The organism is Burkholderia sp. NLJ2 (assembly GCF_049487195.1).
In the GTDB taxonomy this organism is placed as follows: domain Bacteria; phylum Pseudomonadota; class Gammaproteobacteria; order Burkholderiales; family Burkholderiaceae; genus Burkholderia; species Burkholderia pyrrocinia.
Genome location: NZ_CP137810.1, coordinates 786,191 through 807,305, shown reverse-complemented (window position 1 = coordinate 807,305; position 21,115 = coordinate 786,191). Strand labels below are relative to the sequence as shown.

Below are 21,115 nucleotides of genomic sequence, written 5' to 3'. Positions count from 1 at the left end.
CGCGATTGTGAACGGAAATGAAAGCAGGCTGAAAGTGCCTCGCAATTAACATCCGCGTCACTCGAACAACATCTATGCGTAACTGGAGGAAGACATGCCGTTTGCACCGAAGCACCTCGCCGCCGCACTGGCGATCGTTCTGGGCACTGCCGCCGGCAGCGCCGTCGCGCAGGTTCCGGCCGGGTATCCGGGTAACTACCAGGGCGTGATCGACGCCGCGAAGAAGGAAGGCAAGCTGATCGTCTACTCGACGACCGACACGGGCCTCGTGCGTCCGCTGATCAAGGACTTCGAAAGCCTGTACGGCGTCAAGGTCGAGTACAACGACATGAACAGCACCGAGCTGTATAACCGCTACATCAGCGAGAACGCGGCGAGCAGCACCAGCGCCGACGTGCTGTGGAGCTCGGCGATGGACCTGCAGGTCAAGCTCGTCAACGACGGCCTGATGGCGTCCTACGATTCGCCCGAAAGCCCGAACCTGCCGCAATGGTCGCAATACCAGAAGCAGGCGTACGGCACGACGTTCGAGCCGCTCGCGATCGTCTACAACAAGCGCCTGATCCCCGAGAACGAAGTCCCGACGACGCGCGCCGACCTGATCAAGCTGCTCACCACGCAGGGCGACAAGTTCAAGGGCAAGGTCACGACCTACGACATCGAGAAATCGGGCGTCGGCTTCAACTACCTGACGCAGGACGCGCACGTAAACGAGAAGGTCACGTGGGAGCTCGTGAGGGCGATCGGCGCGACCGGCCCGAAGCTGCAGTCGAGCACGGGCGCGATGATGGAGCGGATCTCGTCGGGCGAGAACCTGATCGGCTACAACATCATCGGTTCGTATGCATACGCGAAGGCGAAGAAGGACAAGTCGATCGGCTATGTGTTCCCGAAGGACTACACGCAGGTCGTGAGCCGCCTCGCGACGGTCTCGAAGAAGGCGAAGAACCCGAACGCCGCGAAGCTGTGGGTCGACTACCTGCTTTCCAAGCGCGGGCAGACGCTGATCGCGAACCAGGCGAACCTGTACGCGATCCGCACGGACGTCACGGGCGAAACGTCGGCCGCGAGCCTGTCGAAGGAGCTCGGCGATTCGCTGAAGCCGATCCAGATCGGCACCGGCCTGCTCGTCTATCTCGACCAGTCGAAGCGCCTGGCTTTCCTGAAGCAATGGCAGCAGTCGATCAAGCGCTGATCCGCTGATTGCCGGCCGCCCGCCACGCATCGCGCGGGCGGCCCCTTTCCCTCACCGATTTCCTGGAGGCGGCCATCCGGATGGCCGCAGGGGCGAACTCATGCTTTCAACCAGCACACGCGGAACGGCGCCGGCCGTTACGCCCGCCACCGGCCAGCGCGACGCGATTCCCGCGCTGCCGGTCAACAGCCTGCAGCCGCTCGCCGGCATGCTGCGCTGGATCGTCGTCGCGGTACTGACCGTCGCGGTCGCGCTGCCGCTCGGCTTCATCCTGTTCCAGAGCCTGCTGACCGCGCCGTTCTTCGACGCGAACAAGACGCTCGGCATCGAAGGTTTCCGCTTCATCTTCAGCGATCCCGACTTCTGGTCGGCCGTGAAGAACTCGTTCATCATCGCCGGCGGGATGCTGTTCATCTCGATCCCGCTCGGCGGCATCCTCGCGTTCCTGATGGTGCGCACCGACCTGCCCGGCCGCCGCTGGCTCGAACCGCTGCTGCTCACGCCGGTGTTCGTGTCGCCGATGGTGCTCGCGTTCGGCTACGTGGTCGCGGCCGGCCCGGTCGGCTTCTACTCGGTGTGGTTCAAGGAACTGTTCGGGGTGCAAAACGTACCCTGGAACGTGTACTCGATCTTCGCGATCACCGTGATCGTCGGCCTCACGCACGTGCCGCACGTGTACCTGTACTCGTCGGCCGCACTGCGCAACCTCGGCTCGGACGTCGAGGAAGCCGCACGCGTGACGGGCGCCCGCCCGTTCCGCGTCGCGCTCGACGTAAGCCTGCCGATGACGATGCCCGCACTCCTGTTCGCCGGCGTGCTCGTGTTCTTCCTCGGCTTCGAAGTATTCGGGTTGCCGCTCGTGCTCGGCGATCCGGAAGGCCACCTCGTGCTCGCGACCTACCTGTACAAGCTGACCAACAAGCTCGGCGTGCCGTCGTACCACCTGATGGCCGCGGTCGCGGTGTGCATCGTCGCGATCACGTTCCCGCTCGTGCTGCTGCAGCGCCGCCTGCTGAAAACGGCGAACCGCTTCGTCACGGTGAAGGGCAAGGCCGGCCGCGCGACGGTGCTGCCGCTCGGCGTGTGGCGCTGGGTCGCGCTCGCGATCGTCGCGCTGTGGCTGATGCTGACCGTGATCGTGCCGATCTCGGGCATCGTGCTGCGCGCGTTCGTGACCAACTGGGGCGAAGGCGTCGCGCTCGCCGAAGTGCTGACGCTGTCGAACTTCATCGAGCTGTTCGAGCAGGACAATCTGGTGCGCGCGATCGTCAACACGCTCGGCATCGGCGTGATCGGCGGCGCGCTCGCGATCGGCTTCTACTCGCTCGTCGCGTTCGCCGGCCACCGCCGCCCCGACTGGGCGACCAAGCTGCTCGACTATCTCGTGCTGCTGCCGCGCGCGGTGCCCGGCCTGCTCGCCGGCCTCGCGTTTCTGTGGATCTTCCTGTTCGTCCCCGGCCTGCGCGAGCTGAAGAACTCGATGTGGAGCATCTGGATCGCGTACACGGTCGTGTGGCTCGCGTACGGGATGCGGCTGATCCAGAGCGCGCTGCTGCAGGTCGGCCCGGAGCTCGAGGAAGCCGGCCGCAGCGTCGGTGCGACGCGCAGCCGCGTGTCGCTCGACGTGACGCTGCCGCTCGTGCGCTTCGGCCTGCTCGCCGCGTGGCTGCTGATCTTCATGATCTTCGAGCGCGAATACTCGACGGCCGTCTACCTGCTGTCGCCCGGCACCGAAGTGATCGGCGCGCTGCTCGTGTCGCTGTGGGCGACCGGCGCCGTCGACCAGGTCGCCGCGCTTTCTGTCATCAACATCGCGATGGTCGGCGCCGGTCTCGGCGTGGCCCTGCGTTTCGGAGTGAAACTTCATGGATAAGCTCATCGTCGACGACCTGCATCTCAGCTACGGCGCCAATCCGATCCTCAAGGGCGTGTCGTTCGAACTGAAGGCCGGCGAAGTGGTGTGCCTGCTCGGCGCATCGGGCAGCGGCAAGACCACGCTGCTGCGCGCGGTGGCCGGACTCGAACAGCCGTCCGACGGCCGCATCCAGCTCGACGACCGCGTGTTCTTCGACGGCGCGAAGCGCGTCGACCTGCCCGTCGAGCAACGCTCGCTCGGCCTCGTGTTCCAGTCGTACGCACTGTGGCCGCACCGCACCGTCGCCGAGAACGTCGGCTACGGGCTGAAGCTGCGCCGCGTCGCGCCTGCCGAACAGAAGCGCCGCGTGCAGACCGCGCTCGACCAGCTCGGCCTCGGCCATCTCGCGGAACGCTTTCCGCATCAATTGTCGGGCGGCCAGCAGCAGCGCGTCGCAATCGCACGCGCGCTCGTCTACAACCCGCCGGTGATCCTGCTCGACGAGCCGCTGTCGAACCTCGACGCGAAGCTGCGCGAGGAAGCGCGCGCGTGGCTGCGCGAGCTGATCGTGTCGCTCGGGCTGTCGGCCCTGTGCGTGACGCACGATCAGACCGAAGCGATGGCGATGTCCGACCGCATCCTGCTGCTGCGCAACGGCCGCATCGAGCAGGAAGGCACGCCGGCCGAGCTGTACGGCGCGCCGCGCTCGCTGTACACGGCTGAATTCATGGGCAGCAACAACCGGATCGACGCACGTGTCGCCGCGATCGACGGCGAATGCGTGACGCTCGCCGGCGACGGCTGGGAAATCCGCGCGATGGCGCGCGACACGCTCGCGCCGGGCCAGGACGCGCAGGCCGTGATCCGCCTCGAACGCGTGCAGGTCACCGACGGCCCGGGCGCGAACCGGCTGCAGGCCGACCTCGTCACGTCGATGTATCTCGGCGACCGCTGGGAATACCTGTTCCATTGCGGCGACATGCGCCTGCGCGCGTTCGGCCACGTGCCGCGCGCGGCCGGCAAGCACTGGATCGAATTCCCGACCAACGACTGCTGGGCGTTCGCGAAAGCGGGCTGACCCGAGCGCGGCGGCCCGCGCGCCGCCGTGCCTGCACGCCGCGCACATCGCGCGCATTGCGCCATGCGATGACCTGCAGGTCCGGCGGACGTCTTCCGGCGTCCGCCGCGGCCGGTTGCGCGCCGCACCTGTTTCACCCAACCCACAAGAACCAAGGAGACACCGTCAATGAAGTCACGCGCAGAACGTTCCATTCGCACAGTAGTCCTCACGGGCTCGGCCGCCGCGGCCTGCATTGCCGCGCCCGCCGCGCACGCGCAGTCGTCGGTCACGATGTACGGAATCATGGATGCCGGCATCGAATACACGAACCATGCGGCGCCGGAGGGCGGCAGTTCAGTCAAGCTGAAGTCGGGCAACAAGAACACGTCGCGCTGGGGCCTGCGCGGCGTCGAGGATCTCGGCGGCGGGCTGAAAGCCGTGTTCCGCCTCGAAAGTGGTATCGACCTCGCGAACGGCGCGTTCGACGACGGCCCCGACTCCATCTTCGCGCGCCGCGCGACCGTCGGCCTGAAAGGCAAATGGGGCGAACTGACGCTCGGCCGCAACTACACCGTCACCTACGACTACATCCTGCCGTTCGACCCGATGGGTTATGCGCAGAACTACTCGTGGGCGACGTCGTCGATGGCGACGGGTGGCCGCAAGGACGGCATGTTCACGCGCTCGTCGAACGCGGTGCGCTACGACGGCGAATTCAGCGGCTTCAAGTTCGGAGCGATGTACGGCTTCGGCAACGTGCCGGGCAGCGTGAAGACCAGCTCGAAATACGATTTCGCGCTCGGCTACGAGACCGGCCCGTTCGCGGCAGTGGTCACGTTCGACCGGCAGAACGGCGCGGCCGACAGTGTCACGCCGGCCGATACGGTCAACTACATCCAGGGCATCCACGCAGGCTTGAGCTACGACTTCGGCAACCTGAAGACGATGGCCGGTTACCGTAATTACAAACGCACGTTCCGAACCACTGCTGCAAACCAGCTGAGCGACATGGTTTGGATCGGCGGGTCGTACCAGTTCACGCCGACGTTCTCGCTGATCGCGGCCGTCTATCACCAGAACATCAAGGGCGGCACGGACGCCGATCCGACGCTCGTGTCGCTGCGCGCGAACTACGCGCTGTCGAAGCGCACGGTGCTGTACGCGGCCGGCGCGTTCGCGATCGCGAAGCACGACCAGAAGGTCGGCGTGTCGCGCGATTTCGCGGGATACGGCACGACGCAGGTCGGTGTCACGGCGGGGATTCAACAGCGGTTCTGAGCTTGATGCGGCGGGTGGCGACGGGTGTGTTTCGCCCGCGGCCGCCCTGCTTTCCCCTCACGCGCGGCGGCATCACGATGGATAGCCGGTTGTCGCCGCGCGGCTCGTTCATCGCACCGCGTCGGGCCCGCTGCGGTTCGGTCGCCGTTCACGCGCCGCGCATCGTGAACACCGTGCGCACGAGACTGTTTGTATCGCCCCAGTGTTCGCCGACAGCCGACAGCGGCACGATGCGCGTCTCGATCGCCAGCCGCGCCGGCCCGGCCGCGTCGAACACACCGCGCACCGACTCCAGCAATCGCGGCAGCGACACGCTGCCGAGGCCGCTGCCCATCAATTCGATTGCGGTTGCGCGCAGCACCGCGCCCGGCAGCAGCACGTCCGCGCCGCCGATCGAGCCGATCTGCACGAAACGCAACCGGCGGCCATCGGGCGTCGCCTTCGCCGCGGCAATCAACAGCGTTTGCGCGCTGATACCCCACAGATAATCCAGCACGACGTCCACGCCCGCGCGGAAATGCGGTTCGAGCGCACGCGCCAGATGCGCGTCGTCCTGCTGCAGCGACACGACGGCGTCCGCGCCCGCGTTCAGCAACGCCTGCAGCGCGACCGCGTTGCGGCCCGTCGCGATCACCTTCGCGGCGCCGAGATGCTTCGCGATCCGCACCGCCAGCCGCCCCGACGTGCCCGTCGCGCCGTTGACGAGCACTGTCTCGCCCGCGACGAGCCGCGCGCGTTCGGTCAGCGCGGCCCACGACGACATCCCGGGAACCGCGATCGCCGCGGCCGTGACGTCGTCGAGCCCGTCCGGCAGCGGCACGCACTGCGTGTCGGGCGCGATCGTGCGCTCGGCCATCGCGCCGAACGGCGCGGGCGCACCGAAGAAATAGACGCGCTGCCCGTTGTCGACGCGCCCGACGCCGTCGACACCGACGACGAACGGATAACGTCCATTCGACGAATAATGCGTGCCGGACGCACGCGCCTGCGCGATCCGGCTCAGCGCGGACGCCGTCACGTCGATCAGGCTGTGGCCCGGCATCGCGCTCGGCGGTTCGAATTCCATATGGACGGGACGCTCGCCGGCGCCCGTCACGACTGCGGCTTTCATGTCGGCTCCTTGAATCGGGGATCTCGATCGGCGGTTCGGGTGGACGTCAGCGTGCGTCGAGCCACGCGCGCAGCGCGGGATCGCGCACTTCCATCACGTCGAACAGGCCGAGCGCGCGCAGCGCGGGCAACGCGTCGATCGTGTCGGCTTCCGCGCGTGCCCGGTCGGCGGGCGTGGCGTCGGGATCGGTCAGCACACGCGCGTTGACCAGAAACGCGCCGATGGTGCCCTTGCGGATCGTCGTTCCGCCGGCCTCGATCCGGTCGGCATGGTCGGGAAGCATCTGTTCGGCTCGCATCGCGTCGTACTCCGGTTGTTATCGATGGACGCAGTGTAGGCGTGCTAAGCCGGCCGATCTCCGGTATAACAGCCATTCGATACCGCTATCCGGCCATGTCCGATCCGCTCCTGCCCGCCCGCTTCATCACGTCCGACGACGGCCCGTTCGTCGTCGCCGCCGTCCTGTCGCAACGCGACCCGCGCGTGACCGCGCCGCACGCGCATGCGCGCGGCCAGCTTGTCGGTGCACTGAGCGGGCTGCTGACGATCGGTCTCGACGACCAGGACTGGGTCGTGCCGGCGATCCACGCGATCTGGATTCCGCCGCATTGCCGGCATTCGCTGCGCTCGTTCGGGCCGATTTCCGGCTGGTCGGCGTTCGTCGCCGAAGCGCGTTGCGCGGTACTGCCGGACACGCCGCGCGCGATCCGTGCGTCGCCGCTGCTGCGCGAAGCCGTGCAGCGCGCCGCGAGCTGGGACGGTTCGGAACTGAATGACGCGCAAACGCGGATCGCCGACGTGATCCTCGATGAAATCGCGTCATCGGAGGTCGAAGCGCTGGGGCTGGTGCGACCGCAGGACCCGCGGCTGATGAAGATCACCGACGCGCTGGCCACGAACCTCGCGGACAACCGGCGGCTGGAGGAATGGGCCGAATGGGCCGGCATCAGTGCACGGACGATGAGCCGCCGTTTCGTCGCCGAGACGGGGCTGACGTTCGCGCAATGGCGTCAGCAGGCAAGGCTGCTGCGTGCGCTGGAGAAAATCGCGGATGGCGTGCCGGTGACGACGATCGCGCTCGATCTCGGGTACGACAACGTGAGCGCGTTCATCGACATGTTCCGGCGCGCGTTGGGGACGACGCCGGGAAGGTATTTGGAAGCGGGAATATCAGAAGTCGGGACCACTAGAAGTCAGTCGTAACCCATCCGCAGGGCTTGCGCCTACGCACTCAGTTCCGCCATCGTATCGCCGCTTGCTTCACCATTTGTTTCCCTGCGACACGTCAGGTCAATGGCACGGACACGTCGACGAACCGCCGCATCGCGATATGGGATCGACTTCAGTTCAAGCGAGGTCATCCGGTCCCTTTGCGAAGCCTTGTACGACTTCTCCGATTCGTCAGGCAGTGCCTCCGCGTCATTTGGCATGTCTGCCACGGCCCCTCGCTCAATACGTCGTGTCGCCATTCTTTTCCGTCGGTCGCGATACCCCCTTGAACTGCGCTGCGAGCCGCTCCGCGCTTCTCGCGAGCAGCGTCGTATCGACCCCGACCGCGACGAACAACGCGCCCGCTTCCAGATAACGCCGCGCCGCCGCTTCATCCGCACTCAGAATGCCCGGCGCCTTGCCGGCCGCCTTGATCGTCCGGATCGCGCCGTCGATCGCGGCCTGCACGTCCGGGTGCCCCGGATTGCCGAGATGCCCGAGATCGGCCGCCAGATCGGCCGGCCCGATGAACACGCCGTCGACACCTTCGACCCGCGTTATCGCGTCGATCGCATCGAGCCCCGCGCGCGTCTCGACCTGCACGAGCACGGCCATCTCTTCGTTCGCGCGGTGCAGGTAATCGCCGACGCGATTCCATCGCGACGCGCGCGCCAGCGCGCTGCCGACGCCGCGCATCCCGTGCGGCGGGTAACGCGTCGCGGCAACGGCCGCGCGCGCCTCGTCGGCGCTCTGCACCATCGGCACGAGCAGCGTCTGTGCGCCGAGATCGAGCACCTGCTTGACGATCACCGGGTCGTTCCACGGCACGCGCACGACCGGGTGCGACGGATACGGCGCGATCGCCTGCAGTTGCGCGAGGATCGTCGGCACCGTGTTCGGCGCGTGCTCGCCGTCGATCAGCAGCCAGTCGAAACCGGCGCCCGCGACGACTTCGGCACTGTACGGATTCGCGAGACCGAGCCACAGCCCGATCTGCGCATCGCCGCGCGCGAGCGCGGCCTTGAAGACATTCGAAGGAATCTGCATCGCTCGCTCACTCGAAGTAGCACTGGATCGTCCCGAGCGGGCCGTAGTCGACACTGAACGTGTCACCCGGCCGCGCTGCGCACGGCCGCGTGAACGAGCCGCCGAGCACGATCTGCCCGGGCTCCAGCGCGACGTCGAAGCGCGCCAGCCGGTTCGCGAGCCACGCGACGCCGTTCGCCGGATGGTTCAGCACGCCGGCCGCGACGCCCGTTTCCTCGACCACGCCGTTGCGCGACATGATCGCCGCGACCCAGCGCAGGTCGACGTCGTGCGGCTTCACCGGCCGCCCGCCGATCACGACACCCGCGTTCGCCGCGTTGTCGGCAATCGTGTCGAACACCTTGCGCGGCCGTTTCGTATCGGGGTCGATCGACTGGCTGCGCGCGTCGATGATCTCGAGCGCGGGCACCACATAGTCGACCGCGTCGTACACGTCGAAGATCGTGCAGTCCGGGCCCGAGAGCCGCTTGCCGAGCACGAACGCGAGCTCCACCTCGACGCGCGGCACGATGAAGCGGCCGGTCGGGATCGTGCCGCCGTCCGCGAAGAACATGTCGTCGAGCAGCGCGCCGTAATCGGGCTCGTCGATCTGCGACGTGTTCTGCATCGCCTTCGACGTGAGGCCGATCTTGTGTCCCTTCAGCGTGCGGCCTTCCGCGAGCTTGAGGGCCACCCACGCGCGCTGGATCGCGTATGCGTCGTCGATCGTGATGTCGGGATGGTCGAGCGAGATCTGGCGGATCTGCTTGCGCTCGCGCTCGGCGTCGTGCAGACGCTGCGCGAGCTGGTCGATGATGGCGGGTTCGAGCATGGTCGGATCGGGAATGAGGTTCAGCCGGCCCGCTTGTAGCGGGCGTGGATGTTGTTGTGCTTGTACGAGCCGCTTTCGCTGAACTCGGTCAGCTCCATCGACAGCGCGAGGTAGCGCTTCGCGTACAGCTCGGCGAAATGCGCGTTGATCGCGTCGAACAGCGCGTCGCATGCGGCCTTCTTCGTATCGTCGCTGCGGCCCGAGCCGATCTTCAGCGTCACGTGGACGAACGCGTCGTCCTCCGTGCCGTCGGCGACGCAGTAGTCCTGCAGCTCGATCGCGCGCGAGCGGATGCCGCCGGTCGGGAACACGCCGCCCTGCGCGATCAGCGTGGCGTTGATCGTGCGCAGCAGCGCGGGGATGCGCGCGTCGTCGCGGATGTTCGCGGTGTATTCGACGACGATGTGTGGCATAGCAATTCTCCTGTCGACCCGAGTTAGTGCTTTAGCGCTTACTCGGGTCCCATGCATAGCAGTCGGATGTCGGATGCGGGGCGGCGGCGTTCAGGGCAACGGAAAGATCGCGTTGATCTGTCCGGTGCCCGAACTCGCGAAATAGTCGGTGACGATCTCCACAGGCTTGTCGTAACGATCCCAGCCGAGCAGGCCAAGCAGCATCGCGGTATCGTGCATGCCGCCTTCGCCGTGGCAATGCGTGTTGTACTCCGGCAGCATCGCGCAGAAAGTCTTGAAATCGCCCTGCTTCCACAGCTCGACCACGCGCAGGTCGACCTGCCGGAAGAATTCGCGGCTGATCTGGTGGATCGATTCTTCGGGGCTGCCGTTATCGTTGAAGCGGTGCGACAGCGAACCGCTCGCGAGGAACGCGACGTTCGAATCGCTTTTCTCGATCGCTTCGAGCAGCGCCTCGCCGAAGCGCCGGCTTTCGTCGAGCGTGTGCCACATGCACCAGCCGGCGATCGACACGACCTTGAAGTGCTGGTCGCCGTTCATGTAGCGCATCGGCACGAGCGTGCCGTATTCGAGTTCGAGGCTGTCGATCTCGTGTGCGCGCGTCGCGACCCCGCGTGCGCTGGCCGTCTCGGCAATCAGTTGGCCGAGCGCCGGGTTGCCCGGATACGCGTACTGCATGTCGCGGATGAAATGCGGCAGCTCGTTGCTCGTGTACGTGCCGGCGAACCGCGCATTGCAGTTCACGTGATAGCCCGCGTTAACGAGCCAGTGCACGTCCGACACGACGATCGTGTCGACGCCGAGCGCACGGCAGCGCTCGCCGATCAGCTGATGGCCGCGGATCGCCGCTTCGCGGCAGCCGTGATGCCTGCCGGGCAATTCCGACAGGTACATCGATGGCACATGCGTGATCTTCGCGGCGAGGGACAGTTTGCCCATCGTTAAGTCTCCGTATCGTTCTTGCGGCGAAACGACCCGCGCCCGTTACACGCCCCAGCGCGGAATGTGATGCGAACCCATCGAGATGCACACGTTCTTGATCTCCGCGAACACCTCGAAACTGTACTCGCCGCCCTCGCGCCCGGTGCCCGATTCCTTCACGCCGCCGAACGGCTGGCGCAGGTCGCGCACGTTCTGGCTGTTCACGAACACCATCCCGGCCTCGATGCCGCGCGCGAGGCGATGCACCTTGCCGACGTCCTGCGTCCAGATGTATGACGCGAGGCCGTACGACGTATCGTTCGCGAGCCGCAGTCCTTCTTCCTCGTCCTCGAACGGAATCACGCACGCGACCGGCCCGAAGATCTCTTCCTGCGCGATGCGCATCCGGTTGTCAACGTCGGCGAACACGGTCGGCCGCACGAAGTTGCCGTTGCGCAGATGGTCGGGCAGGCCCGCCGGCTTGTCCGCGCCGCCCGCGACCACGCGCGCGCCTTCCTGCTCGCCGATGCGGATATAGCCCGTCACCTTCTCCCAGTGCTGGCGCGTGATCATCGCGCCGAGCTGCGTGGCCGGATCGGACGGATCGCCGACCACCAGGTTGTTCGCGCGGCGCGCGAATTCCTGCACGAAGCGGTCGTAGATCGTGCGCTGCACGAAGATCCGCGAACCGGCCGTGCAGCGTTCGCCGTTGATCGAGAAGATCGTGAACAGCGACGCGTCGAGTGCACGGTCGAAATCCGCGTCGTCGAAGATCAGCACCGGCGACTTGCCGCCGAGCTCCATCGAATACTTCTTGAGGCCCGCGCGCTCCATGATCCGCTTGCCCGTGACCGTGCCGCCCGTAAACGACACCGCACGCACGTCCGGATGCCGCACGAGCGCGTCGCCGGCCGTCGCGCCGTAGCCCTGCACGACGTTCAGCACGCCGCGCGGGATCCCGGCTTCGAGCGCGAGCCGGCCGAGCTGGTCGGCCGTCAGCGGCGACAGCTCCGACATCTTCAGCACGGCCGTGTTGCCGAGCGCGAGGCACGGCGCCGTCTTCCATGTGGCCGTCATGAACGGCACGTTCCACGGCGACACCAGCGCGCACACGCCGACCGGCTGGTACAACGTGTAGTTCAGCATCTGGTCGTCGACCGGATAGGTGCGGCCGTTCATCTGCACGCACACTTCCGCGAAGAAATTGAAGTTCTCGGACGCGCGCGGGATGAGCTGCTTGCTCGTCTGCGCGATCGGCAGGCCGGTGTCCTGCGTCTCCAGCGCCGCGAGCATCGGCACGTTCTTCTCGATCAGCTCGCCGAGCTTGCGCATCAGCTTCGCGCGCTCCTTCGCCGGCGTGTTCGCCCACTTCGGGAACGCTTCCTTCGCCGCGCGCACGGCTGCGTCGACTTCGGCCTCGCCGGCCGACGCGACGTCGGTGATCACGTCGCCCGTCGCGGGATTCAGCGTCGTGAAGGTCTCGCGGCTCTCGACTTCGCGGCCGTCGATCCAGTGCTTGATGGTCATGGGTTCTCCTTGGGCGACGGGCTCAGCCGGCGCGATAGTAGTCTGCTTCGCCGACGATCGTGTTCACGAGCCGGCCGATCCCTTCGATTTCGGTCACGACCTCGTCGCCCGGCTGCGTGTCCGCCAGCCCCTCGGGCGTGCCGGTCAGGATCAGGTCGCCCGGCGAGAGCGTCATGAAGCTGCTGATGTGCTCGATCAGCGCCGGCACGTCGAAGATCATGTCGCGCGTGCTGCCGCGTTGCGTCTCCTGGCCGTTCACCGTCGTGCGCAGCGTCAGATCGCCCGCGTCGCCGATCTCGTCGCGGCTGACGAACCACGGCCCGAGCGGCGTGCAGGTGTCGCGGTTCTTCACGCGCAGGTTCGGGCGGTAATAGTTCTCGAGATAGTCGCGGATCGCATAGTCGTTCGCGACCGTGTAGCCGGCCACGTAGTCGAGCGCCTGCGCACGGCTCACGTTGCGCGCGGGCCGGCCGATCACGACGGCCAGTTCGCACTCGTAGTGCATGTGCGTCGCGTCCGCCGGGCGCACCGTGCGCGACCGGTGGCCGACGAACGTGTTCGGCCCCTTCAGGAAGATCAGCGGCTCGCTCGGCGCCTTGAACGCGAGTTCCTTCGCGTGGTCGGCGTAGTTGAGGCCGAGCGCGAACGTCGTGCGTGGCGCGACGGGCGGCAGCCATGCGACCACCTCCTCGGCGACCACCCGCCCGGTATCGAGGCGGATCGCGCCGTCGCCGGCCGGTTCGGCCGCATGCAGTGCGCCGTTGTAGATCACGCGCGCCGTCTTCATCGTGTTTCCTCCGCAATCAGCGTGTGCCGCAGCGTGCCGATGCCGGCGGCGGCGATCTCGATCGTGCTGCCCGCGCGGGCGCGCGGTGCGCCGCCGGCGACGCCGAGCAGCAGCACATCGCCCGCGTCGAACGACATGAACGCGGTCACGTCGGCGATCAGTTCGCGCACCGGGCGGATCAGCGTCGCGGTCGACGCCGATGCGGCCACCCCGCCGTCGATCCGCACGGTCAGTGCGAGCGCGTCGACATCGGCCAGCGCGGCGGCCGGCACGATCGCCGGGCCCAGCGGGCAGAAACCGTCACGGCACTTGAAGCGTACGGCCGGACGGTAGTAATCGGGATGCGGCACCGACACGTCGCTCGCGAGCGTGAAGCCGTGCACGTAGTCGAGCGCCTGCACGGCCGGCACACGCGTCGCGCGCCGAGCGAACACGACGGCCACCGACGCGCCGATCTCCAGCGCATCGACGCCGGCCGGCACGACGACGGCCGCGCCGTCGGCCGCATGCGTGTTGGCCGGCTTGATGTAAAGGATCGGCGCCTGCGGCGGGCGGCCGTAAGGCGGCGCGTTCACCGCATCGCCGAGCGCGTCGAGCGCCGCGCGCTCGTTGAGCAGCGCACCGTAGACGGTACCGATGGCGACCGGCAACGGCGGCGCCGCGGCGGTCGTGCAAGACAGCTCCATGCGTCATTCCCCTGCCGCGCGTCGCGGCGCATCGTCAATAGTTAATATCTTAAGTAAACAATCGAGCGCTGGCAACCTCGATTACCCTGATATGCGAAATTCACCACCTTCGGCTGTTAAGATTGATGCGTCCCCGTCCACTGTCCACCCCGATGAACCGTACGCTCGACCATCGCAACCTGGCCATGCTGCTGCTCGAGGCCCGCGAAACGCTGATGGGCCTGTTCCGCCCCATTCTCAAGGAATTCGCGCTGACCGAACAGCAATGGCGGATCATCCGCGTGCTCGACGGCGAACCGTCTCATGCCCTCGAAGCGGGACAGATCGCGCGGCGCTGCTGCATCCTGAGCCCGAGCCTCACGGGCGTGCTGGAACGGATGGAGCGCGACGGCCTGATTACGCGCACGCGCGCGCAGGAGGATCAGCGCCGGCTGCTGGTCAGCCTGACGCCGCAAAGCAGGAAACTCGTCACGGAAATCGGTCCGCGCATCGACGAGCAATACCGGCAGCTCGAATCGCGCTTCGGCCAGGACGGCCTCGAAGACATTTACCGCGCGCTCGACCGGCTCATCGAACTCGGCGGCAACGCGTGACGATGGTGCCCGTTCCCGCCAGCAGCGGGAACGGGCACCGGTACAGCGCGGGCGGTCAGTGCAGCGCGCCTCGCATCAGCTCGGTCACGGCAACGCCGCGCGACGTGCGCATGCATTCCTCGACGTAATCGATGAACGGCAACGGCTCGAAATCGATTTCGTCGCGCACGCGGCGGTTGTCGAACACGCGATCGACCGTCGCGAATTCCGCGCAACGCTGCAGCGCCCGGCCGATCACGCGTTCGAGTGCCGGATCGGGCCGCCCGAGCACGTCGCGCACCACGAGCGGCAGCTCGGCCGGCGCGCACGCCGCGTAGCGCGGCGCCCCCGTCATCCCCGCCGCCTCGTCCATCGCGCGCACGATCTGCGCGACCTGCGGCGCCTCGTCGCCGGCCGACACGTGATAGAGATCGTGCGCGAGCGTCGGCTTGACGGCCAGCAGCATCGTCGCGCGCGCCACGTCGTCCACCGACACGATGTCGATGCGCGTCATCGGCCGCGCGGTGAAGCGGCGCGCGGCATGCGCAAGCCGGAACATCCAGAACGAATTCGGCGCGGGCCGCGTACCGAGCACCGTGTGGCCGACGACGTGCGACGGCCGCACGACGACGAGCGGCAACCCGAGCGCGCGCAAGCGCTGCTCCGTTGCCGCTTTTGCATGCAGGTAGTCGGCCGCGAGCACTGCGCCCGGCAGCCCTTCGCCGTCTTGCGCGACGTCGTTCGCCATGGCTCCCGCCGCTTCTTCGTGCACGATGCCGCCGCGACCCGCATGCGCATAGGCCGTGCCGACGTACACGAAACGCTGCAGGCGCGGCGCCCGCGCGAAGCGTTCGGCGAAGCGCACCGAATCGGCGATGTCCGCCTGCAGGTGCGCACCGTCGGCCGGCGACGCATGACCGGCGCAGTGGATCACGTGCGTCGCACCGGTGAGGCGCGGTGCGTCGGCGCCCTGCCACACGTCGCCGAGCGCGCCGACGATCACGTTCGCCTCGGTCAGGCGCGACGCCCAGTACGGCGCAAGCCCCGCGCGCAGCGCCGCTTCGCGCAGCCGCGCGACGGCGTGGCCGCGATCCTGCGCGCGCACGACGCACACGATGCGTTCGAGCAGCCCTGCATTGACGAGCGCCGTCAGCACGGTACTGCCGATGAAGCCGGTCGCGCCGGTCAGCACCAGCCGTCCGACGTTCGCCGCCGCGACCGGTGCGCTGGCCGGCGACACGAGGCTCGTCCGCCAATTGAGCGACAACGCGGTTTTCCAGATCAGCACGATAGTCTCCTTCGAAGAGTCGGCCGGGCGGCGCGACGCCCGCGGTTGCGGGCTGCGCACGGCTCACCGGCCGGGCCGGGGCTGACGCGCGCGCCCTGGCTGTCCCGATCGGGCGTGCGGCCCGCGATCGCGTCGATCGCGTCTCTGGCACGAGGCGGCGGCAGCCGCCGAGGACGGGCGTCCGCGGCACGGGATCGGGAAGCTTCCAGTGTGGGGCCCGATCGCATGCAAGTCTGTCCCGAAAGTTTCGTGAAAGTGTGCCGATTTGTACGCGATTGTCGGAGTGTGTCGTTCCGGCCGCGCCGTCAACGCGCCGAAACATCCGGTCGGGCCCCATTCGGGCGCTGCCGGGTTGCCTAGGTTGGCCTGGTTTCGGCGGCGGCCCGCGCGCGACAGATCGACGCGCCCCCGGCCATGTCATCCCATGTCTCGACCGTCACCCATGCGCGCGTCGACACCGCAATCGCCTCTGCCACGTGCGTTTGCGCGCGCCGCCGGAATGACCGCGAATCGTCAGACGTCGTTTCATCTGAAACCGCAATGGACTCAATATGGATTTATTGCGGATTATCACTTGCGTTTCACACCAGTCTATCTAGACTGATCAAGTCAAAACGGTCGAATGCATCATTTCTTTCAGGAGACGATCCAATGCGCCTCACGATTCGGATTAACGGCAGCGAATCCGCAACCCGGCAATTCTTCGCGGTGCTGTGGGTGGATACCGACGAGGGACTGTGGTCGCGCGAGGCACATCAGGGCATCGATCTCCCGACCTGGGGCAAGGTCCGCGACGTCGAGGGCGCGATGGCGCTCTGCGCGGCCGACGGCGGGAGCGCCGTATGCCAGTTGAAGGGGCTGTCGTTCGGTGCGACGCAGCGTGAACAGGGCCCGGCCGTGCTCGCCGGCGACCACCCCGGCGCGTGGCGGCTGCAGGCCGTCGATCGTTGCACGACCGAGCCGGAATACCATGAATTCATTTCCGTCGACCGATAGAAATATTTGACGCAAATCGTCTGCGGTTTTCGGGTTTATTCCGGTTTCAGCGATATTCATTTCGATATTCAGCATTAACGGCGCCCCTCTTTGGGGCGTTTTTCATTTTCCGCCTTAAAGAAATAATCAGGTTCCGGGCAATTGATCGCATACCGGCGACGGTCTGAAACGATTGGTCCCGGATGTCATGCGTCCGGATCGACACGCAGCGGATCGTCCGCCTTTCATCGCCCGCCGCGGCGGTGAGATTCCGCTTCCGTCCCGCCTTTCCTGCCCCCTTTTCGGCACTTGACCGGTTCATCGCCACGCGGCTTTTCACGGGGCCGGAACACACTTTCCCCACACGGCGTTTACTCATTTATTACAATCGCATTATTCAGACTGACCTGCCGCCGTCCGGCGGCCCGACCCGGCCATTGCATGAGCGTGAAAAAGAAGACCCACCCCGCCGATCCGTACGCGGCCAAGAATCCGATGCTCGCGTCGCGCCTGCCGATGTGGCGCTCGAAACTGGTCGTGATCGTCGTGTTCCTCGCGTTCGCCGCGCTGGTCGCGCGCGCCTTCTGGGTGCAGGTCGCGAACCAGGATTTCTACGTCGGCCAGGGCCAGAAGCGCTACCAGCGCACGATCGAGCTCGACGCGATGCGCGGGCGCATCGTCGACCGCAACGGCGCGATGCTCGCGGTCAGCCTGTCGACCTATGAAATCTGGGCGAATCCGAAACAGGTCGCCGATACCGACTATCCGCAGATCGCGAAGCTGCTCGACATACCGCTCGTCGAGGTGAAACGGCGCCTCGGCAACGACAAGACGTTCGTGCTGCTCAAGCGGCAGGTCGACGCGGACACCGCGGGCCGGCTCGACAAGCTCGCGATCGACGGCATCACGCAGATCGCCGATTCGAAGCGCTTCTACCCGGAAGGCGAATCGGCCGCGCACGTGGTCGGCTTCACGAACGTCGAAGACAAGGGCCAGGAAGGCGTCGAACTCGCGGCGAATGGGCGCCTGTCCGGCACGTCCGGCCAGCGCGAGGTGATCCGCGACCGGCTCGGCCGCATCGTGTCGGACACGCGCCCGCTCGTTCCCGCGCAGCACGGCGCGACGATCGAGCTGACGATCGACCGCCGGATCCAGCAGCTCGCGTTCAGCCAGCTCAAGGCGGCCGTGGTCGAGAACAACGCGCTGGCCGGCAGCGTCGTCGTGCTCGATGCGCAGAACGGCGAGATCCTCGCGCTCGCGAACTACCCGACCTTCGACCCGAACGACCGCGCGCGCCTCACGGGCCAGCAGTTGCGCAACCGCGCGGTGATCGACACGTTCGAGCCCGGCTCGACGATCAAGCCGCTCGTCGTCGCGCTGTCGATCGACGAGCGCAAGGTCACGCCGAACACGATCATCAACACGTCGCCGGGCACCTACAAGATCGGCCCGGCCGTGATCCACGACACGTCGAACCACGGGTCGCTGACGGTGTCGCAAGCACTGCAGAAGTCGAGCAACGTCGCGCTCGCGAAGCTCGCGCTGAACCTGCCCGCCGAAACGATCTGGAACAAGTACCAGGAATACGGGATCGGCCGCGCGCCGGAGCTGACGTTCCCGGGCGTCGCATCGGGCCGGCTGCGCGGCTACAAGCGCTGGCGGCCGATCGAGCAGGCGACGATGGCGTACGGCTACGGCCTGTCGATGTCGCTGCTGCAGATCGCGCAGACCTACACGGCCTATGCGGGCGACGGCACGCTGCACCCGGTGTCGCTGCTGAAGAACGGTACCGACCAGCAGACGATCGACGCGCATCGCGGCCACCGCGTGACGTCGCCGCAAACGGCCGCATCGATCCGCTCGATGCTCGAGATGGCGGTCGGCGAAGGCGGCACGGGGCGCCGCGCGCGCGTCGATGGCTACCGGATCGGCGGCAAGACGGGCACCGCGCGCAAGCAGGTCGGTGCGACCTATGCGAAGGGCAAGTACCGCGCGCTGTTCGCGGGGATGGCGCCGATGAGCAACCCGCGCCTGATCGTCGCGGTGATGATCGACGAGCCGCGCGGCAAGGGCTACTACGGCGGCACGGTGGCCGGCCCGGTGTTCGCGTCGGTCACGAGCGGCTCGCTGCAGTTGCTCGGCGTGCCGCCCGACGCGCCGGTCGAGCCCGCGACGAATGCGCCGGTCAAGGCGGCCGCGCCGCAGAAGACGGTCGCGGCGCCGAAGGCGGCCGCTCAACCGAAACCGGCTGCCGCGCAGAAAGCCGCCGTGCCGGTGAAGACGGCCGCGCAGTCCGGCACGACCGCGCCGACGAAGGCAGCGTCAAGCTGACGCCGCCGGGCGCGTGATGCGGCATGCCGCACCGCCCGCGCGCCATCTCCGTTCCCCGCTTTCATCCCACTTTCAAGGAACGCCCCGCATTATTTGAGCGTTCCGGCTGCGTTCACCTACAATTTTTTCGCGCCGCGGGCAACCTTGCCCGCGCGCCGTCAATGCGCCGCCGCTGCGACCGGCTTCACCATCCGGCCGAGCACGTGCTCGGTCATCCCGCGCGCGAGTTCGGTCTCGCCCATGAACACGGTGCCGATGCCTTCGCTCGACAGCAGCGCGGCCTCGTCGCCGCTATTCGTGCACAGCACGACCTCGAGCGTCGGGTTGAGCGTGCGCGAGATCTCGACGATCTGCCGCACGTCGAACACGTCGGGCAGCGCGACGACCAGCATCCCGGCGCGCGCGATATGCGCCTGCACGAGCACGATCGGCTCGATCGCGTCGCCGGACACGGCAGCGATGCCGTCGGCGCGCAGCTTCTCGACGAGCTCGCGATTCTGCTCGACGACGACATACGCGATCCCGCGCTCGTCCAGCGCATGCGCGATCCGCGTGCCGACCTTGCCGTAGCCGACGATCACGACCTGCCCGGTCAGGTGCGTCTGCGGCGTCGACATCGGCAGCGCGGCGAGCGGATCGTCGCGCGCCTCGAGCTTGCGCGCGAACGCCGAATGCTTGCGGATCCACGCGAGCGCCGGATCGATCATCGCGAACAGCAGCGTGTTCATCGCGATCGAGATCAGTGCGACCGCCAGGATCAGGCTCTGCCCCTCGGCCGACAGCAGCCCGAGCGCACGGCCGAGCCCCGCGAGGATGAACGAGAATTCGCCGATCTGCGCGAGGCCCGCGCCGACCGTCAGCGCGGTGTTCAGCGGATAGCGGAACGCGATCACGAGCGCGACCGCCGCGAGCGTCTTGCCGACCAGCACGATCGCCGCGACCTCGATCACGTGCAGCGGCTCGTCGATCAGCACCTTCGGGTCGAACAGCATCCCGACCGAAATGAAGAACAGCACCGAGAACGCGTCGCGCAGCGGCAGCGTCTCGTCGGCCGCGCGCCGGCTGAATTCCGACTCGCGCATCATCATCCCGGCGAAGAACGCGCCGAGCGCGAACGACACGTCGAACAGCTTCGCCGCGCCGAACGCGATGCCGACCGCGGCCGCGATCATGCACAGCGTGAACAGCTCGCGCGAACCCGTGCGCGCGACGAGCCACAAAATGCGCGGGAATACGCGCTTGCCGACCACGAGCATCAGCGCGATGAACGCCGCGACCTTCAGCATCGTCACGCCGAGCGTGCCCCACAGGCTACCGCCGGCCGCCTGCGCGTCGCCGGGCGGCGTGCCGCCGAGCAGCCCCGCGACGGGCGGCAGCAGCACGAGCACCAGCACCATCACGAGATCCTCGACGACGAGCCAGCCGACCGCGATGCGCCCGTTGACCGTCTCGACGAGCCCGCGCCCTTCGAGCGCGCGCAACAGCACGACGGTACTCGCGACCGACAGCGCGAGCCCGAACACGAGCGCCGCCCCGAGGCTCCAGCCCCACGTGAGCGCGAGCCCGCCGCCTAGCAGCGTCGCGACGGTAATCTGTACGACGGCGCCCGGCAGCGCGATCTTGCGCACCGCGAGCAGGTCGCCGAGCGAGAAATGCAGGCCGACGCCGAACATCAGCAGCATCACGCCGACTTCGGCGAGCTGCTGCGCGAGCGACAGGTCGCCGACGAAACCGGGCGTGCCGGGGCCGATCACGATCCCGGCGAGCAGATAGCCGACGAGCGGCGGCATTTTCAGCAGCGACGCGAAGTAACCGAAGATCATCGCGAGACCGAAACCGGCCGCGAGCAACGCAATCAGGCTGACGTCATGGGGCATCCCCCCTCCCAAGTTCTTGTAACTATTTAGTAAGGTTCAAGAATGGAAGGATAAGGGATGAGGCGGAACAATGGCGCGCCACCGCGAAAATTTCACGCAGCGGCGCGCCTGTGCGGGGTGCAACCCCGGCGAAACGGCAGGCGCCGCGTGGGCTCGGCGGCACCTCGAAGCG

Annotated in this window: 19 protein-coding genes; 8 read left to right on the top strand and 11 right to left on the bottom strand. The window is 67.3% G+C overall.

Annotated elements, in window-relative coordinates:
- Positions 1–94: 94 nt before the first annotated feature.
- The 4 genes from R9B84_RS25970 (at position 95) to R9B84_RS25955 (ending at position 5,388) form a co-directional block, all read left to right on the top strand.
- Entirely contained in the window at positions 95–1,195 is a 1,101-nt protein-coding gene (locus tag R9B84_RS25970) for an ABC transporter substrate-binding protein (RefSeq protein WP_423762877.1), read from the top strand.
- Positions 1,196–1,295: 100 nt separating this feature from the next.
- Positions 1,296–3,068 carry an ABC transporter permease gene (locus R9B84_RS25965; RefSeq protein WP_423762876.1) on the top strand — a complete coding sequence of 591 codons (1,773 nt, stop codon included), beginning with the start codon at positions 1,296–1,298 and terminating at the stop codon, positions 3,066–3,068.
- On the top strand, positions 3,061–4,128 hold the full coding sequence (locus tag R9B84_RS25960) for an ABC transporter ATP-binding protein (RefSeq protein WP_423762875.1): 1,068 nt from the start codon (positions 3,061–3,063) through the stop codon (positions 4,126–4,128). Before R9B84_RS25965 ends, R9B84_RS25960 begins: the two co-directional genes overlap by 8 nt.
- A gap of 168 nt (positions 4,129–4,296) precedes the next feature.
- Positions 4,297–5,388, top strand: a complete 1,092-nt coding sequence (locus R9B84_RS25955) for a porin (RefSeq protein ID WP_423762874.1) — start codon at positions 4,297–4,299, stop codon at positions 5,386–5,388.
- 148 nt (positions 5,389–5,536) lie between these two features.
- On the opposite strand, the gene R9B84_RS25950 is transcribed toward R9B84_RS25955, so the two are convergent.
- Both R9B84_RS25950 and R9B84_RS25945 read right to left on the bottom strand, forming a co-directional pair.
- Positions 5,537–6,499 carry a quinone oxidoreductase family protein gene (locus tag R9B84_RS25950; protein WP_423762873.1) on the bottom strand — a complete coding sequence of 321 codons (963 nt, stop codon included), beginning with the start codon at positions 6,497–6,499 and terminating at the stop codon, positions 5,537–5,539.
- A 46-nt stretch (positions 6,500–6,545) separates the two neighbouring features.
- Positions 6,546–6,797, bottom strand: a complete 252-nt coding sequence (locus R9B84_RS25945) for a hypothetical protein (RefSeq protein ID WP_423762872.1) — start codon at positions 6,795–6,797, stop codon at positions 6,546–6,548.
- Between the two features lie 95 nt (positions 6,798–6,892).
- Here R9B84_RS25945 and R9B84_RS25940 point away from each other — a divergent pair, with 95 nt between their 5' ends.
- On the top strand, positions 6,893–7,702 hold the full coding sequence (locus tag R9B84_RS25940) for an AraC family transcriptional regulator (protein ID WP_423762871.1): 810 nt from the start codon (positions 6,893–6,895) through the stop codon (positions 7,700–7,702).
- A 246-nt stretch (positions 7,703–7,948) separates the two neighbouring features.
- Here the strand turns inward: R9B84_RS25940 and hpaI are convergent, their stop codons facing one another.
- From hpaI to R9B84_RS25905, 7 genes are all read right to left on the bottom strand, one after another.
- Positions 7,949–8,755, bottom strand: a complete 807-nt coding sequence (hpaI, locus tag R9B84_RS25935; protein WP_423762870.1) for a 4-hydroxy-2-oxoheptanedioate aldolase — start codon at positions 8,753–8,755, stop codon at positions 7,949–7,951.
- A gap of 7 nt (positions 8,756–8,762) precedes the next feature.
- A complete protein-coding gene (hpaH, locus tag R9B84_RS25930; protein ID WP_423762869.1) occupies positions 8,763–9,566 on the bottom strand; it encodes a 2-oxo-hept-4-ene-1,7-dioate hydratase in 804 nt (267 codons plus the stop codon).
- Between the two features lie 20 nt (positions 9,567–9,586).
- On the bottom strand, positions 9,587–9,979 hold the full coding sequence (locus tag R9B84_RS25925) for a 5-carboxymethyl-2-hydroxymuconate Delta-isomerase (RefSeq protein ID WP_423762868.1): 393 nt from the start codon (positions 9,977–9,979) through the stop codon (positions 9,587–9,589).
- 90 nt (positions 9,980–10,069) lie between these two features.
- Positions 10,070–10,918, bottom strand: a complete 849-nt coding sequence (gene hpaD, locus R9B84_RS25920; RefSeq protein ID WP_423762867.1) for a 3,4-dihydroxyphenylacetate 2,3-dioxygenase — start codon at positions 10,916–10,918, stop codon at positions 10,070–10,072.
- 45 nt (positions 10,919–10,963) lie between these two features.
- Positions 10,964–12,427 (bottom strand): 5-carboxymethyl-2-hydroxymuconate semialdehyde dehydrogenase, encoded by a 1,464-nt coding sequence (gene hpaE, locus R9B84_RS25915; RefSeq protein WP_423762866.1) that lies wholly within the window; start codon positions 12,425–12,427, stop codon positions 10,964–10,966.
- A 22-nt stretch (positions 12,428–12,449) separates the two neighbouring features.
- Positions 12,450–13,214: a fumarylacetoacetate hydrolase family protein gene (locus tag R9B84_RS25910; protein ID WP_423762865.1), complete on the bottom strand. Its 765-nt coding sequence runs from the start codon at positions 13,212–13,214 to the stop codon at positions 12,450–12,452.
- Complete coding sequence (locus R9B84_RS25905) at positions 13,211–13,900, bottom strand: fumarylacetoacetate hydrolase family protein (protein ID WP_423762864.1); 690 nt, start codon at positions 13,898–13,900, stop codon at positions 13,211–13,213. The genes R9B84_RS25910 and R9B84_RS25905 overlap by 4 nt, the downstream gene beginning before the upstream one ends.
- A 152-nt stretch (positions 13,901–14,052) precedes the next feature.
- Here R9B84_RS25905 and hpaR point away from each other — a divergent pair, with 152 nt between their 5' ends.
- The gene (gene hpaR, locus R9B84_RS25900; RefSeq protein WP_047903440.1) at positions 14,053–14,493 is read left to right on the top strand and encodes a homoprotocatechuate degradation operon regulator HpaR; all 441 of its coding nucleotides are present in this window, start codon (positions 14,053–14,055) and stop codon (positions 14,491–14,493) included.
- A 55-nt stretch (positions 14,494–14,548) separates the two neighbouring features.
- Here the strand turns inward: hpaR and R9B84_RS25895 are convergent, their stop codons facing one another.
- On the bottom strand, positions 14,549–15,760 hold the full coding sequence (locus R9B84_RS25895) for an SDR family oxidoreductase (RefSeq protein WP_423762863.1): 1,212 nt from the start codon (positions 15,758–15,760) through the stop codon (positions 14,549–14,551).
- 651 nt (positions 15,761–16,411) lie between these two features.
- On the opposite strand from R9B84_RS25895, the gene R9B84_RS25890 reads away from it, so the two are divergent.
- Positions 16,412–16,756 (top strand): DUF3564 family protein, encoded by a 345-nt coding sequence (locus R9B84_RS25890; RefSeq protein ID WP_423762862.1) that lies wholly within the window; start codon positions 16,412–16,414, stop codon positions 16,754–16,756.
- Between the two features lie 420 nt (positions 16,757–17,176).
- Positions 17,177–19,066 (top strand): peptidoglycan D,D-transpeptidase FtsI family protein, encoded by a 1,890-nt coding sequence (locus tag R9B84_RS25885; protein ID WP_423762861.1) that lies wholly within the window; start codon positions 17,177–17,179, stop codon positions 19,064–19,066.
- 158 nt (positions 19,067–19,224) lie between these two features.
- On the opposite strand, the gene R9B84_RS25880 is transcribed toward R9B84_RS25885, so the two are convergent.
- Positions 19,225–20,943, bottom strand: coding sequence for a cation:proton antiporter (locus R9B84_RS25880; protein ID WP_423762860.1), 1,719 nt, complete (start codon positions 20,941–20,943; stop codon positions 19,225–19,227).
- Between the last annotated feature and the right edge of the window lie 172 nt (positions 20,944–21,115).